The sequence below is a fragment of the Kineococcus sp. R86509 genome (assembly GCF_042466365.1).
GTDB lineage: Bacteria > Actinomycetota > Actinomycetes > Actinomycetales > Kineococcaceae > Kineococcus.
Genome location: NZ_JAXHCE010000001.1, coordinates 5,048,317 through 5,062,784 on the forward strand (window position 1 = coordinate 5,048,317; position 14,468 = coordinate 5,062,784).

The following is a 14,468-nucleotide window of genomic DNA, read 5'->3' on the forward strand; positions in this document are numbered from 1 at the left end:
GTTGGCTCTTCGGACCCGGGGGTAGTGGTGCATCGACCGTCGCCGAGCCACGCCAAACTTCGCGATCTCGCCAGAGCGATGACCTAATAGTTCATTGTTTACTGACGTCAGCAAAAGCTGTAGCGTTCGTGCCATGGAGACGCTGAGCCATGTCGACGTCCTAGCCCGCTTCGGGCACGCACTGTCGGACCCGACCCGGGCCCGGGTACTGATCGCCTTGCGCGAGGCCGGCGCCTACCCCACCGAACTGGCCGAGCAGCTCGGGGTCTCACGTACCAGCTTGTCCAACCACCTGGCCTGCCTGCGCGGCTGCGGGCTGGTCGCAGCCGTGCCCGAGGGCAAGCGGCTGCGCTACGAACTGGCCGACGGTGGCCTGCGCAAAGCGCTGGAAGACCTGCTGAGCACGGTGCTCACCGTCGACTCCAGCGTCTGCGACGCCGCCCTCGCGGGGCGGGGGTGCTGCTGATGGCCGGCAACTCCCTGCCCTTCACGGTCACGACGCCGTCTTCCCCCCAGACACCTCGAACGCTTCAGAACGAGCAGCGACGGGAGCGACTGACCCAGCGCATCCGCTTCCTAGTCGCTGCCACGATCAGCTACAACGTCATCGAAGCCGCCGTAGCCCTCGTCGCAGGAAGCCGGGCCGACTCCACCGCCCTCATCGGCTTCGGGCTGGACTCCGTGATCGAAGTTTCCTCCGCCGCCGCCCTGGCCTGGCAGTTCTCCGCCCGGGACCACGCCACCCGCGAGGCGCGCGAGCACCGCACCCTGCGCATCATCGCCTTGTCCTTCTTCGTCCTGGCCGCCTACGTCACCGCTGAGTCAGTTCGTGCCCTACTGGGCACCGGCCAGGCACAGGAGTCCCACGTCGGCATCGTGCTGGCGGCGCTCAGCGTGATGATCATGCCCTTCCTCTCCGCCGCCCAGCGACGAGCAGGTCGGGATCTGGGGTCGGCGACGGCAGTCGCTGACTCCAAGCAGACCCTGCTGTGCACCTACCTCTCCGCGGTGCTACTGGTCGGGCTGGTGCTCAACGCGGTCCTGGGCTGGGCCTGGGCCGACCCGATCGCCGGGGTCGTCATCGCCGGCATCGCCGTGCGCGAGGGCTGGCAAACTTGGCGCGGGGAGGGTTGCTGCGCCCCCAGCACGCCACACCCATCCGCTGCGGCCGGTGCCTTGGAAGACCAGGGCGGAGTTAGCGGGAACGCCGCTTCCTCGCGATGCGATTGTGGCGACGACTGCTGTCGCTGAGCCTGCCGTGCTCCGCCTCAGGGGTGACCTCAAACCCCCAGCAGGAACAGCACCGCTGCGGCCAGCAAGCCGATTTCGATGAGCGTGACGAAGACCTGCTCGCTGATGCGCCCGACGATCTTCTTGCCCACCCAGGCGCCGGTCAGCGTCGCCAAAGTGAGCGCCAGCCCGTAAATGAGGACCGTGGAGGTCAGCAGGTTTCCGGCTCCATAGGCGGCGATCTTCGTCAGGTGCAGGGTCAACGCCCCAGCCGCCTCGGTCCCGATGTAGGCCGCCCGGGTCAGGCCGTAGGCGAGGAAGAACGGCGCCGTCAGCGGCCCCACCGATCCCAAGAGGGCCGAGCCGATCCCGGAGGCGGCCCCGATCGCTATGAAGGACCGCTCACCTGGGCGATGGGGCTGGGGACGCACCCTGCGCCAGATCACCATCACGACCAGGAAGACGCCCAGCAGGCGTTGCAGCGCGGCCAGCGGTGCGTGGCCCAGCAGCAACCCGCCCGCTGCGGCTAGGGGCACCGCCCCCAAGGCGAACCAGCCGATCAGCAACCAAACCAGCTCGCGACGGTTCAGCCAGAGCCGGGAGGCGTTGGAAGCCACCTGCGCCAGCGTCAGCATCGGCACCGCGACCTGCAGCCCGAACAAGGCGGTGAACACCGGTAACAGCAGCACCCCACCACCGAAACCGGCCACCGCAGACACCACCGCCAGTGCGAACGCCGCCAGCGCGGCCACCATCAGCGGCAGCACTGACAACGTTGAGACCTCGGATCCCATCACGCTGCGCGGCTCCACGCGAGGCCTGCTGACTTCACGCTCACTGGTCAGACTCTTCCTGCCAGCGGTCTGCTGTGGCACCGTGTTGGGGCCACGGGAGTAACGGCCGGCAACCGGCTGAGATTGCTGGGGTATTACCCGGTGTACTCCCAGTGCCAGGGCTCGAAAGGACCGTTCGCACGCTCTGCCCAGGCCGGATGCAGCCAGCCGAACAGGGCCGCGTTGCGCTTGAGCCAGATGAACTGTGGAGAACCAAAATTCTGCACCCCGCACCCGAGGTCGACGGCGATGCCCAAACCGTGGCGACTGGTGCCCGGTGTGGCGGCCAGACCGGGTTTACGTCGCTTCACGTCGATCTGCTCAGTCAGGGTGCGGTAGGAGTCAGTCACGCACATCGGCTGACTGAACTCCTGCGCGTAGGCCTGGCTGAGGCGGTTAAAGGCCTCGGCGGCGTCGACGCGCAGCACGTGGCCGGAGGCTCCCCACAACGGGCACAGCGCGCTGCGTGGGATGAGGCCGTTGGGGTAGCCGGCGGTGCTGCTTCCCGCACAATCACCCCCTGTGCTCGGGCCAGCGCCAGCACTGGTGGCGTCGAGGGCGCTGCTCGCCGCAGACCTCGCTTGGGCTTCAGCGGCCGCTTGAGCCTCAGCTGCGGCCCGCGCTGCCGCGGCGGCAGCTTCAGCGTCAGCGACGGCTCGGGCCGTGGCCAGGTTGTCCGCGCGGGTCGCGTCATCACGGGCCACCCCTGTCGCAGCGGTCTGCAACGCGCTCAGATCCTTCACCTGCGCACTCTGCTGAGCGACCAAGGCATCGACCACCTTCTTGGCCTTGCTGGCCTGCTCAGCGCGGGCCTGACTGGTCTGACGAGCCTCAACGGCACGCTCGGCGGCTTCAGCTTGCCTCCGCTGAGCCATCTCGTAGTCGGTGACGGCGTTGTTGCGGCTGGCGCCCAAACGTTGGGCGATGGCCATCGCCTGAGCGGTCTCATCGGTGGCACTACGTTGCAGCAGTCGCACCATGCCGGTGTACTGCGGCATCACCTCAGCGCTGCGATAGGCCTGCGAAGCCCAGCGGCCGAGATCGTCCTGACCCCGGCTCAAGGCAGTTTCAGCCGCGTCCAGTCGCGTCTGCTCCTCGACCTCACGCTGCTGAGCGGCCTGGTGAGCCTCGACCGCCTGCTGGTAGCGCTCCAGCGCCTCATTGGCCTCAGAGGCCACTGCGTCCAACTGGGCTTGCGCAGCCTCTAAACGCTGCTGAGCCGCCGCGGCCGCCGCGGCCGAGGCCTGCGCGGCGCGGCGCGCCTGCTCGACCTCTTCGGGAGTGGGGGGCTGGGCTACGGCGGCGGTCACGCTGAGGGGCGCAGCTGCACCGACGCTCACGGGCCTTGCCGCCGTTCCCCTCATCGGGGCGGGTGCGGCGACAGGTGCGGCGACAGGTGTGGCCGCGGCGGCCACTCCGGCACCAGCACCCACACCGTTGATCAGGCCTAACGTCAGGACCACGGGAGCCAGCACTGCTGCTGGGGATAGGCGGCGCGCAGACCGGCGGCGTCGCTGAGATGAGGAGGCCAACACACTCACGTCCCGTGCGATCGGGGGCTTGATGCCCAGTGACTGCTGACCGGTGCCTCGTTCTGCGTCATCGTCGACCTTGTCGTCGTCGACCTTCTAACCGTCGATCTTTTAGTGGTGCACCGTTCCTGGGTCTCACGCCAGGTCTTCCTTGCCCTGAGCGCGCATCATGCGAAGCTGACGTGAAGCGGGACCTGCCGTGTTGTCGACCGTCCTGGTGGCGCACTGTAGCCGCTGACTCACGGTTCATTGGGCGTCACGCGTAATGACCACGCACCGAATCCTGAGGCAGGTCACGTGGCGATCACGCGGCGATCATCTGGACGGTCACGCGGTGTATCCGCTGCACCGCTCGGTCCTCAGGTCGGTATCACCATCGATTCCTTGCCTTGCCGAACGAAACGCGTCCGGTGAGCCTCCCGCCGTTGCGTACTCGCGGGCACCCCGTCCGCTTCCTCGCCGCCGGATGAAGGTGTGCGCGGGCAAACAACCGCCGACTGGCACTCGAGACCGGGTTGCCTGGTTCCGTCGTGCACCCAGCGCTGCGCGCACTGGCGATATACCCCCTAGGGGTTAGCCTGAGTGCATGCGACGGAACGCCGGCCTACTGATCGGGCGGTCCGTCGTGCTGCGTCTCCTGCTCGTCGTGGCGCTGGCGGTAGGACTATCGGCGATGCACGTCTTGGCAGGTGTGGTCGGGCAGCAACACGCTCAAACCCACGTGACGTCACCCGCCACCCTGTCCAGCTCAGCCATGAGCGGCATGTCCGGTGGCCACGGGCACACCCTCGCGCCTCCTGCACCAGACGCAGCGTCACCGACGTCGGCCACCCAGACCAGCGATCATGAACATCACTCGGCGGTCGACTGCGTGCTTTTCCTCAGTGCCGGCATCGCCGTGCTGGTGGTCTTGATCGCTTGGGCCGCGGCCCGCGCGTTGCGACCCTCCTACCGGCCGGCCGATCCGTGGCTGAAGAGGGCCACCACCAGCACCCCGTGGCGCGGGCCGCCACCGTGGCATTGGCCACGCATCTCCCTCTGCGTGATCCGGGTTTAAGTCGACCCTCCGTGCGTCGTGGACCACCGCCGTCCACGCGCCGCTTCGTCGTGCCTACTCACCCGTGACTCATCAAGGAGCTGTACCTCTCATGCGCACTTCCACCCGCACTGCCACCCGCCTCAGCGCCCTCGGGGCCGCTGGTGCCCTGTCCTTGATCCTGACCGCTTGTGGCGGCAGCGACAGCGGCTCGATGGACCACTCCTCGATGTCGTCCTCGACAACGTCCTCGTCTTCGGCTCCCGCGGCCGGCGCATCCGTTGATGCCGAACACAACGACCAGGACGTGATGTTCGCCCAGCAGATGATCGTGCATCACCAGGGCGCCGTGGAGATGGCCCAAATGGCCACCACCCAGGCCTCCAGTCAGGAGGTCAAAACCCTGGCCGCGAGCATCGAGTCGGCCCAGGCGCCCGAGATCGAAGAGATGACGTCCTGGCTCACCGCCTGGGATGAGCCCGTCACGGCTGACTCCTCGATGGGGAACATGGACCACTCCAGCGACCCCGCGATGACCAGCTCAACGATGACCGGCTCGAGCATGACCGACTCGAGCATGGGTGGTTCCTCGATGCCCGGAATGATGAGCGAGGAGCAGATGACTCAGCTGCAGAACGCTATCGGCGCTGACTTCGACCGAATGTTCCTGCAGATGATGACCGAGCACCACGAGGGTGCGGTGACGATGGCTCAGACCGAGCAGCAGCAGGGGCAGAACCCCCAGGCCATGGAACTGGCCGACTCCATCGTGACGAGCCAGACCGCCGAGATCGACCAGATGAACCAGATGCTGACCGCCATGGGCTGACCCACGCGGTCAGGAGCTGACGAGGTGCGACTGGTGGGCGGCGCGAGGCCGCCGTCCATCAGTGGCACCAGCAGCCTTCGCGCTGCGGCTGCACCCGGCGGTTGCGTATCCGTGTGACGACCTTTCCCGGTGGCGTCACCTCTTGCGCATGTACCCCCTGGGGGTATGGTTGAGGCATGACGACTCGCAACGACGGCCTGCGGCAGGCAACACGACCGTCGGCAGTAGACCCGGTGTGCGGCATGACGGTGGACCCCGCGACGACGGTCGCCGCAGAGCACGACGGGCGAACCCACCACTTCTGCTCCGATGGCTGCCGGGCCGCCTTCCTCGACGACCCTGAGCGCTATGCCGGCGCGTCGAGCGCCGGTGAAGGAACCGCCGTCCACGGCAGCGCTCACGATCACGATTCGTCCCACAATCACGGTGCGTCCCACGGGCACAGCCAGCACGAGCACAGCCAGCACGAGCACCACCACCACCACGCCGGTCACGGTTCGGGCACCGATCTGCACGCCGGTCCCGGTGAGGCCGTGGAGTACACCTGCCCGATGCACCCGGAGGTGCGTCAGGAGGGTCCGGGCAACTGCCCGATCTGCGGGATGGGGTTGGAGCCGGTCGTCGTGACGGCCGACACCGGGCCCAGCCATGAACTGGTGGACATGCGTCGCCGCTTCTGGATCGGGCTGGTCCTAGCGCTGCCGGTTCTGCTGCTGGAGATGGGCCGGCACCTGTTCATGGCCGTGCACGACGCGGTCCCGGCTGAGGTCTCGACGTGGATCCAGTTCGCGTTGGCGACCCCGGTGGTGCTGTGGGCCGGGTGGCCGTTCTTCGTCCGCGGCTGGGCCTCGCTGCGCACCCGCAACCTGAACATGTTCACCCTCATCGCGATGGGCACCGGGGTGGCGTGGGTGTTCAGCACCGTCGCCACCTTCGCGCCGGGCATCTTCCCCGACGCCTTCCGCGACGAGAGCGGCACCGTCGACGTCTACTTCGAGGCCGCAGCCGTCATCACCGTGCTGGTGCTGCTGGGTCAGGTGCTGGAACTGCGGGCCCGTGAGCAGACCTCCGGCGCCATCCGCGCCTTGCTGGACCTGACCCCCAAGACCGCGCGCCGCCTCGACGAAGACGGCCAGGAGCGTGAGGTCTCCCTCGAGGAGGTCCAGCTCGGCGACCGGTTGCGGGTGCGTCCCGGGGAGAAGGTCCCCGTCGACGGCACCGTGACCGAAGGGCGCTCCTCCGTCGATGAGTCCCTGGTGACGGGTGAGTCGTTGCCGGTCACCAAGACCACGGGGGATCGGGTGCTGGGGGGCACCATCAGCTCCTCCGGCTCCCTGGTCATCACCGCAGATGCGGTGGGTCGGGACACGATGCTCTCGCGCATCGTGGCGATGGTCGCCGACGCGCAGCGTTCCCGGGCCCCGATCCAGCGCACCGCTGACCGGGTCGCGGCCATCTTCGTCCCGGCTGTGATCAGCGTCGCCGTCGTGGCGTTCATCATCTGGGCCGTCTTCGGTCCCGACCCGCGCCTGGCCCACGCGCTCATCGTGGCCGTCGCGGTCTTGATCATCGCCTGCCCGTGCGCGCTCGGGCTGGCCACCCCGATGTCGATCATGGTCGGCGTCGGTCGCGGCGCCCGCTCCGGGGTGCTCATCAAGAACGCTGAAGCACTCGAGCGCCTGGAGAAGGTCGACACCCTGGTGGTGGACAAGACCGGAACCCTCACCGAGGGCCGCCCCTCCCTGGACAAGATCATCCTGGTGTCCTCCACCGCCGGCGCCGAGGCTGAGGTGCTCCGCTTGGCCGCGGCCGTCGAACGCGCCTCCGAACACCCCCTGGGGGAGGCCGTCGTACGCTCCGCCGAAGAGCGGGGCCTGCGCCTGCCGGCGGTGCAGGACTTCGCCGCCCCCGCCGGGCGTGGGGTCAGCGGTGTCGTGGAGGGCCGGCGGGTGGCCATCGGCAGCGCCGGACTGCTGTCCTCCCTCGGCATCGACGCCAGTGCCGTGCAGGAGCAGGCGGACGCGGTGCGCTCCACCGGTGCCATCGCGGTCCTGGTCGCCGTGGACGAGCAGGTGGTGGCCGTGCTGGCCATCGCCGACCAGGTCAAGGAGAGCACTGCGACCGCGCTGGCCCAGCTGCGTGAGGCGGGACTGGAGATCGTGATGCTCACCGGCGACAACCGGGTCACCGCGCAGGCCGTCGCGGTAGGCCTGGGCATCGATCGCGTCGAGGCCGAGGTGCTACCCGACCACAAGAGCGACGTCGTGAAGGCCTTACGCGCCGAAGGGCGGGTCGTGGCCATGGCCGGGGACGGCGTGAACGATGCCCCCGCCCTGGCCGCCGCCGACGTGGGCATCGCCATGGGCTCCGGCACCGACGTGGCGATGGAAAGCGCCGGGGTGACCCTGCTCACCGGCGACCTGACCGCGATCGTTCGAGCTCGGCGCATCTCGCAACTGACGATGCGCAACATCCGCCAGAACCTCGTCTTCGCCTTCATCTACAACGCCGCGGGCATCCCCATCGCCGCCGGCGTCCTGTACCCGTTCTTCGGGATCCTGCTCTCTCCAATCATCGCTGCGGCCGCGATGGCCTTGTCCTCGGTCAGCGTCATCACCAACGCGCTGCGGTTGCGGACACAGCACCTGTCTTAAGTCCGGTCCTCGTCGTCGCAGGGCGTCCGGACGGTCGACCCACCCCTGCTGAGCTGTGCCGTCTTCGGCGATGATGGCGAACCCAGCTGCCCTAAAAGGAGAAACCGATGACCGCCACGCCGGCCCCCGGCTACGTCGAGACCAAGACCGCGCACCTGAAGCGGCTGCGCCGCATCGAAGGTCAGGTCCGCGGGCTACAGCGCATGGTCGAGGAGGACTCGTACTGTATCGATGTCCTCACCCAAGTCTCAGCCGCCACCAAGGCTCTGGAGGCGGTCGCGCTTGGCCTGCTGGAGGAGCACCTGGCCCACTGCGTGCGCGACGCCATCGCCCAGGGCGGCGATGAGGCAGACGCCAAGATCAAAGAAGCTTCAGCCGCCGTTGCTCGGCTCGTTCGCTCCTGATGGCAAGCTCGAACATCATCTGCTCTTGTCTTGTCCAGCCTTGGGCTCTGACTAGGGCGTGTCCTGCGGATCAAGAAGACGACTGACGTCGAGTCGGCGTGATCGTGCTTTGCGTGAGGTGGAGAACAACCGCTGACACCTTCGAACACTTGTGCGAGCATGAGTGCGTCGGTCGAGGGGCCCTGGCGCAGTAGTAGCTTCGTCAGCACTCCTCGATGTGCGTCTACGGGTGGAGGTCGTGTGTTCAAGTCCTTAACCATCGGGTCGTCGCCGGTGGCGACCGTCGACCTGAACCTGATCTCCGTTGAAGCGGCGCAGGCCACGTTCACGCTGAACGTTCGTCACACCAGCCCCGCGACGCACGACATCACCTCTGACCTGTTTGATGAAGCTGGCGCTTTCGGCGAAGATCCAGGCGGCCCAGCGAGGCTACGACTGACGTTGAACTTCTCTGACGGGCAGTCGGTGGACAACGTGTCCTCACTACAGCGGCAAGCCCCCACCAGCGGTGGTAGCGAACATTCCTCACCATCGGCCAGCGACTTGCCCCTACTGGCCGGCGGTGAAGGCGGCTCGTACATGACCGACGACGACCCGACGCGAACCGCAGAACGGACTTTCCGGCTGCAGCCGCTGCCGGCGGGGAAGCTGGTGAGCATCGACTTCCGGTGGCCGGGACTGCAGATCCCTGACACGCGCACCGGGTGGACGTAACCCTTCTCGAGTCCGCCGTGGTTCCGTCGCGATTCCGTGGTGGTTCGACTCACGTCGTGGCGCGGTTCATCGAAGGTGCAGCATGATGCAAGCGAGGATCACTTCGCTGCGGAAGTAGGCAGCGCGTTTGGCGTAGCGGGTGGCGAAGGCGCGGAACTGTTTGAGTCGGTTGATGCAGCGCTCGACGACGTTGCGCTGACGATAGATTTCGGAGTCGAAGGCGGGTGGCCGTCCATCGGCGGAGCCCTTGGCTTTGCGCCGGGCGATCTGGTCGCTCTTCTCCGGAATGGTCGCTTTGATGCGTCTGCGCCGCAGTGCTTTGCGTGTGGGGGCGTGGGTGTAGGCCTTGTCGGCGATGACCCGCTCGACGTGCAGGCGTCGGTTGTCCTCATGCCCACTGCCGCGCAGCGCGGCCAGGGCGTCCAGCAGTGGTAGTAGTTGCGGGTTGTCGCCGGCCTGACCCGGGGTGAGGATTACTGCGAGCGGTAACCCGGACGCGTCGACGGCCAGGTGCAGCTTGGACGTCAGTCCTCCGCGGGAACGCCCGAGGCACTCTCCCTCGACGGCGAGGGCTTCGATCCAGGACGCGCAGCCCCTTTTTTCCGGGCACCGGCTGCGTGCTGGTGAGCCCGGACGTGGGTGGAGTCGATGCTGCCCACCACCGCGGTCGCCTCATCGAGGGAACCGATGGAGTCGTCCTTGACGATCACCTCGGCCAGGATCCGCTCCCACGTCCCGTCCGCGGTCCACTTCCGCAGCCGCTCGTGCGCGGTCTTCCACGGCCCGTAGCGTTCTGGCAGGTCCCGCCAAGGTGCGCCGGTCCGCAGCTTCCACAGGATGGCGTTGAGGACCTGGCGGTGATCGCGCCAGCGCCCACCGCGTTGCACCATCGGTGGCAGCAGTGGCTCGATCTGCGCCCACGCTTTGTCGGTGACCTCACCACGTCCTACGCCGCCCACGAGGTCATGATGACGCGGTTACAAGATCCGCAGGACACGCCCTAGAAGCCCACGTCGTGGGAAACTGACTTCGCGCTCATCCCGCCGTGCCCGCAACGTCTCGGTGTAAGCGGCTTGTGTCTCCTCAACTGGGCTGAGACGGCGGCGGTCGAGGTCACCGACCCGCGGTGTCGGCGCCATGTCGGCGTTGTAGTTCGAGTATCCGTCCGTGGGCTACGGCTAGGGCTTGGGTCAGCTCACTCACCTCGCGTCGGCGCAGTTGCCGTTCCTGGGCGATCTGGTGCGTGAGGGTGCGGATGACGGTACTGGTGTCTGTCGTGGCGGTCTGGATGGGTTCCGCCGGTCACCGGCGGGTGCTGGGGGTCTGTGCGTCGCGCAGGGTGAGGATGCGTTCGCGCAGCTCAGGGCGACGCTGGGGGTCTGCTCCATCGCCAGTTCCGCGCGATCTCAGTGCCGCCACACCTTCACCGAAGACGCCAGCAACAACACCACCAGCAGCGGGATCAGCACCGCAGTAGGCACCACCCCCAGCAGCAGGCCACCCACGACGGTGCCAGCCACCGACCCTGCCGCCATCGCGACGACGAAACCACGGTTGGCGCCCAGCACCGCGAAGCTGCCATCACGGCTGTAGCGGGCGAAAGCCACCAGCATCGTGGGCAGAGACACCGCCAGCGACAGGCTGCCGGCGGTCTTGATGTCCACGGCGAAGAGCAACACAATCGTGGGGATCAGCAGTTCACCCCCGGCCACGCCCATGATCGCGGCGACGATGCCGATGCCCACCCCGGCGAGGACACCGACGGGGATACGCACCCAGGCCTGCAGGTCCAGTGAGCCCAGCGCCAGGAAGTGCGTTCCTGCCAGCGTCACGGCAATGAAGACCAGCAGGACGGCCAAGACCTTGTAGAGAGTCGCGGAGCGCATCCGGGTCGCCCACGAGGCACCCAGCCAGGCCCCGACGAGGCTGCCCAGGAGCAGGTTGGCGATCACCGACCAATGCTCCGCGACCCGCTCGAAGGGCACCGACGCCAGCCGTGCAGGTAGGGCGGTGAGGACCACGAGCAGACTCATCGCCTTGTTCATGATGACCGCTTGGAGGGCCACGAAGCCGAAGACCCCGATGAGCAGGGGCAGGCGGAACTCCGCCCCACCCAAGCCGATCATCCCGCCGAGCACCCCCACCGCCGCGCCCAGCACCAAGCCCAGTGGGAGGGAAGGCCTCACGTTCGGGGACACCGTGGTCGGGGACACCGTGGTCGGGGACACCGTGGTCGGGGACACCGTGGTCGGGGACGTGGTGGAAGGCGTCGCCGGTTCAGGGCGGGTCATAGCCGGGTCCTTGGTGTCGGGGGACTGATCGGGTGGATCGGTCATGAGACTTGGTCGGGTCCGTCCCGATCAACGTAGGGCCTTGGGCACCTGAGTTGGTTTGTCGACGATGAAGCTCACGACACCGACGAAAGCCGAGAGCGTGGTGAGAGCGGCCAGGAGAAGGAACAGGACCCGGAAGCTGCCCACCGCTTCGGCCCCAGCGGCGGCCGCCCACGGGGCAAGCGCGGTGGCGGTGGTGATCGGGGCCGTGAAGATCCCGGTCAGCGTGCCGTAGGCCTCGGTGCCCCAGCGTTCAGCGATGACCCCGGCCTGCAGCAGGGTGAACAAGCCGCGCATGGCACCGAGGACCACCGCAGCACCGATCAGGACACCGGCTGCGGCTGGCAGGAGCGCCAAGGCCACCACCGAGCCAGCAGCGACGATCACGACCGCCACCAGCCGCCCCCCGGAGGGCAGACGCTGCACCATGGGGCCGTAGGCCAGACGGCCCAGCAGCTGACCGGCGCCGAGCAGACCCAAGGTGGTCGCGGCCAAGGAGTGGGTGAAACCCCGTTCGCTCAACAGTGGAATCAATCCCAGGCTGGCGACGTAGAAGCCGAACGCCAAGGTGGTGAAGGACAGGCACAGCAGCACGAAACCGGGGCTGCGTACCGCGCGGGCCACCGAGGCCCGGCGGTGCTCAGCTCCCTCGGCGGTGAGTACCGGCCAGGCCGGGCGTAGTGCGAAAGCGTGCAGGGGAACGGTGGTCAGCCCCAGGAGCAGGGCCAGCACCACGAACGTGGCCCGCCAGGAGAGGTGGTCGAGCAGGGCGGCGGTCAGGGGCGCGAAGATCGTGCTCGAGAGTCCCGCCACCAGCGTCAGCACCAGGAGGGCCCGCATCCGCTGTTCCCCGTACCAGCGGGTGATTGCGGCGAACGCCGGTGGGTAGAGCACTCCCGCCATCGCCACCCCAGCGACCGCCCACGCGGCGGTGAACCACGCCAGGTTCGGCGCGAACGCCACCCCGAGGACCGCTGGCACCGCCAGCACCGAGCCAGCAGTCATCACCCGGCGCGGTCCCCGCGCATCGAGCAGTCGCCCAGCACTGATGCCGACGACGGCGGAGACGACCAGGCTGGCGGAGAACGCCGCGCTGGCCGCCGAGGCCGACCAGCCGGTGTCGGCGGTGATAGCTGAGAGCGCGACGGGGAAGGCGTAGTAGAGGACTCCCCAGCTGATGATCTCGGTGACGCACAGGGCGATCAGGCCGAGGCGTAGAGCCCGGCGTTGATCGGGGCTTTCGATCAACGCCGGGCTCGGGGCTGTCTCAAAGGTCAACGTCACGGCTCACGTTGTGGCGGCGATTCAGGACACGGTTGCCTGGACGGGGTCACCGGTGCGGACCGCGTCGACCAACCCGGCGAGGTAGTGCTCAGCATCCAGCGCCGCCGCGCAGCCGGTGCCGGCGGCGGTGATGGCCTGGCGGTAACGGGAATCCACCAGGTCCCCGCAGGCGAAGACGCCGGGCAGGTTGGTGTGAGTGGTGGGGGCATCGACCAGGACGTAGCCCTCGGAGTCGGTGCGGACCTGACCCTTCAACAGTTCGCTGCGCGGGTCGTGCCCGATGGCAATGAATACCCCCGCCGTCTGCACCCGGCGCTGCTCACCGGTGACGGTGTCGAGCAACGTCACTGCCTCAACGGCGTTCTCGCCGAGGACCTCGACGACCTGGCTATTCCAGGCGAAGTGCAGCTTCGGGTCCGCCTCAGCCCGCTCGACCATGATCTTCGAGGCGCGCAGGGTGTCGCGACGGTGAACCAGGGTCACCGACTTCGCGAAGCGGGTGAGGAAGGTGGCCTCTTCGACGGCGGAGTCCCCGCCGCCGACGACGATCACGTCCTTGTCGCGGAAGAAGAACCCGTCGCAGGTCGCGCACCAGGACACTCCGTGCCCGGTGAGGCGTTCCTCCCCGGGGACATCCAGGCGGCGGTAGCCGGAGCCGGTGGCGAGGATGACCGCGCGGGAGCGGTAGGTGCGTCCGCTGCCGTCGCGGACAACCTTGACCGGGCCGGTCAGGTCGAGTTCGACGGCGTCGTCGAAGACAAGTTCTGCGCCGAAGCGTTCGGCCTGGCGCTGCATGGAGTCCATGAGGTCGGGGCCCATGACCCCGTCGGCGAAGCCGGGGAAGTTCTCTACCTCGGTGGTCTGCACCAGCGCTCCGCCGGCGGTCACCGATCCGGCGATGACGACGGGGTTCAGTGCGGCGCGGGCGGTGTAGATGGCCGCGGTGTAGCCGGAGGGGCCGGAGCCGACGATGACGACGTCGCGCACCGCCTCCTCGTCTACCTGGTTGTTGTCCTGGTTCTCGGGTTCGAGGCCAGCCTGCGCTTCGAGGTCCTCAGTGCTCGAGCTCAACGTTTGACCCACTGTCTGGCCCAGGGTGATGAGCCCGGCGGTGGGGATCACGCCTGGCCCGCCTCAGCCGTGCTGCTGCTGCCGGCGGCGGTGGTGCTCGCGGCACCGGCGGGCAGCAGGTCAGCTAGGAGTGCCTGGACGCGGGTGCGGATCTCGTCGCGGATCGGACGGACCGCCTCGATACCCTGCCCGGCGGGGTCCTCCAGGACCCAGTCCTCGTAGCGCTTGCCCGGGTAGAACGGGCACGCGTCGCCGCAGCCCATGGTGATGACCGCGTCGGAGGCCTGCACGGCCTCGGGGGTGAGGACCTTGGGCTGCTCGGCGGTGATGTCGATGCCGACCTCGGCCATGGCCCGCACCGCGGTGGGGTTGATCTGGTCGGCGGGCGTGGAGCCGGCCGAGCGGACCTCGACGGCCCCGCCCGACAGGGCCGTCATGAACCCCGCGGCCATCTGCGAACGGCCGGCGTTGTGCACGCAGACGAAGATCACACTGGGCTTGTCACTCACGAAAGTCTCCTTGATCAGGCGGGTGTCGAGGCGGGGGGT

Annotated in this window: 13 protein-coding genes; 6 read left to right on the forward strand and 7 right to left on the reverse strand. The window is 68.1% G+C overall.

Going from position 1 to position 14,468, the window contains the following annotated elements:
- The first annotated feature begins 133 nt into the window (after window positions 1-133).
- Window positions 134-466, forward strand: a complete 333-nt coding sequence (locus tag SJY07_RS24675; RefSeq protein WP_380161915.1) for an ArsR/SmtB family transcription factor — start codon at window positions 134-136, stop codon at window positions 464-466.
- Window positions 466-1,251, forward strand: coding sequence for a cation diffusion facilitator family transporter (locus SJY07_RS24680; RefSeq protein ID WP_380161916.1), 786 nt, complete (start codon window positions 466-468; stop codon window positions 1,249-1,251). Before SJY07_RS24675 ends, SJY07_RS24680 begins: the two co-directional genes overlap by 1 nt.
- A gap of 29 nt (window positions 1,252-1,280) precedes the next feature.
- On the opposite strand, the gene SJY07_RS24685 is transcribed toward SJY07_RS24680, so the two are convergent.
- Together SJY07_RS24685 and SJY07_RS24690 are read right to left on the reverse strand one after the other, a co-directional pair.
- Window positions 1,281-2,042: a sulfite exporter TauE/SafE family protein gene (locus tag SJY07_RS24685; RefSeq protein WP_380161917.1), complete on the reverse strand. Its 762-nt coding sequence runs from the start codon at window positions 2,040-2,042 to the stop codon at window positions 1,281-1,283.
- A 116-nt stretch (window positions 2,043-2,158) separates the two neighbouring features.
- Entirely contained in the window at window positions 2,159-3,403 is a 1,245-nt protein-coding gene (locus tag SJY07_RS24690; RefSeq protein WP_380161918.1) for a D-alanyl-D-alanine carboxypeptidase family protein, read from the reverse strand.
- Window positions 3,404-4,743: 1,340 nt separating this feature from the next.
- Between SJY07_RS24690 and SJY07_RS24695 the strand changes: the two genes are divergently transcribed.
- The 4 genes from SJY07_RS24695 to SJY07_RS24710 all read left to right on the forward strand — a co-directional run bounded on the left by SJY07_RS24695 (window position 4,744) and on the right by SJY07_RS24710 (window position 9,232).
- Window positions 4,744-5,460, forward strand: coding sequence for a DUF305 domain-containing protein (locus SJY07_RS24695; protein WP_380161919.1), 717 nt, complete (start codon window positions 4,744-4,746; stop codon window positions 5,458-5,460).
- 176 nt (window positions 5,461-5,636) lie between these two features.
- Window positions 5,637-8,114 carry a heavy metal translocating P-type ATPase gene (locus SJY07_RS24700; RefSeq protein ID WP_380161920.1) on the forward strand — a complete coding sequence of 826 codons (2,478 nt, stop codon included), beginning with the start codon at window positions 5,637-5,639 and terminating at the stop codon, window positions 8,112-8,114.
- 107 nt (window positions 8,115-8,221) lie between these two features.
- The gene (locus SJY07_RS24705; RefSeq protein ID WP_380161921.1) at window positions 8,222-8,518 is read left to right on the forward strand and encodes a metal-sensitive transcriptional regulator; all 297 of its coding nucleotides are present in this window, start codon (window positions 8,222-8,224) and stop codon (window positions 8,516-8,518) included.
- A gap of 273 nt (window positions 8,519-8,791) precedes the next feature.
- On the forward strand, window positions 8,792-9,232 hold the full coding sequence (locus SJY07_RS24710; RefSeq protein ID WP_380161922.1) for a hypothetical protein: 441 nt from the start codon (window positions 8,792-8,794) through the stop codon (window positions 9,230-9,232).
- Window positions 9,233-9,298: 66 nt separating this feature from the next.
- Here SJY07_RS24710 and SJY07_RS24715 read toward each other — a convergent pair.
- From SJY07_RS24715 to SJY07_RS24735, 5 genes are all read right to left on the reverse strand, one after another.
- Window positions 9,299-10,122, reverse strand: a protein-coding gene (locus SJY07_RS24715; RefSeq protein ID WP_380162520.1) for an IS5 family transposase whose coding sequence is annotated in 2 segments (ribosomal slippage) — window positions 9,299-9,790 and window positions 9,793-10,122 — 822 coding nt in all. Because the reading frame shifts where the segments join, the coding sequence is not laid out codon by codon here.
- Window positions 10,123-10,638: 516 nt separating this feature from the next.
- The gene (locus SJY07_RS24720; protein WP_380162522.1) at window positions 10,639-11,358 is read right to left on the reverse strand and encodes a sulfite exporter TauE/SafE family protein; all 720 of its coding nucleotides are present in this window, start codon (window positions 11,356-11,358) and stop codon (window positions 10,639-10,641) included.
- 234 nt (window positions 11,359-11,592) lie between these two features.
- Window positions 11,593-12,813 carry an MFS transporter gene (locus tag SJY07_RS24725; protein WP_380161923.1) on the reverse strand — a complete coding sequence of 407 codons (1,221 nt, stop codon included), beginning with the start codon at window positions 12,811-12,813 and terminating at the stop codon, window positions 11,593-11,595.
- Between the two features lie 57 nt (window positions 12,814-12,870).
- On the reverse strand, window positions 12,871-13,920 hold the full coding sequence (gene trxB, locus SJY07_RS24730; protein ID WP_380161924.1) for a thioredoxin-disulfide reductase: 1,050 nt from the start codon (window positions 13,918-13,920) through the stop codon (window positions 12,871-12,873).
- A 47-nt stretch (window positions 13,921-13,967) separates the two neighbouring features.
- A complete protein-coding gene (locus SJY07_RS24735; protein ID WP_380161925.1) occupies window positions 13,968-14,429 on the reverse strand; it encodes an arsenate reductase ArsC in 462 nt (153 codons plus the stop codon).
- Between the last annotated feature and the right edge of the window lie 39 nt (window positions 14,430-14,468).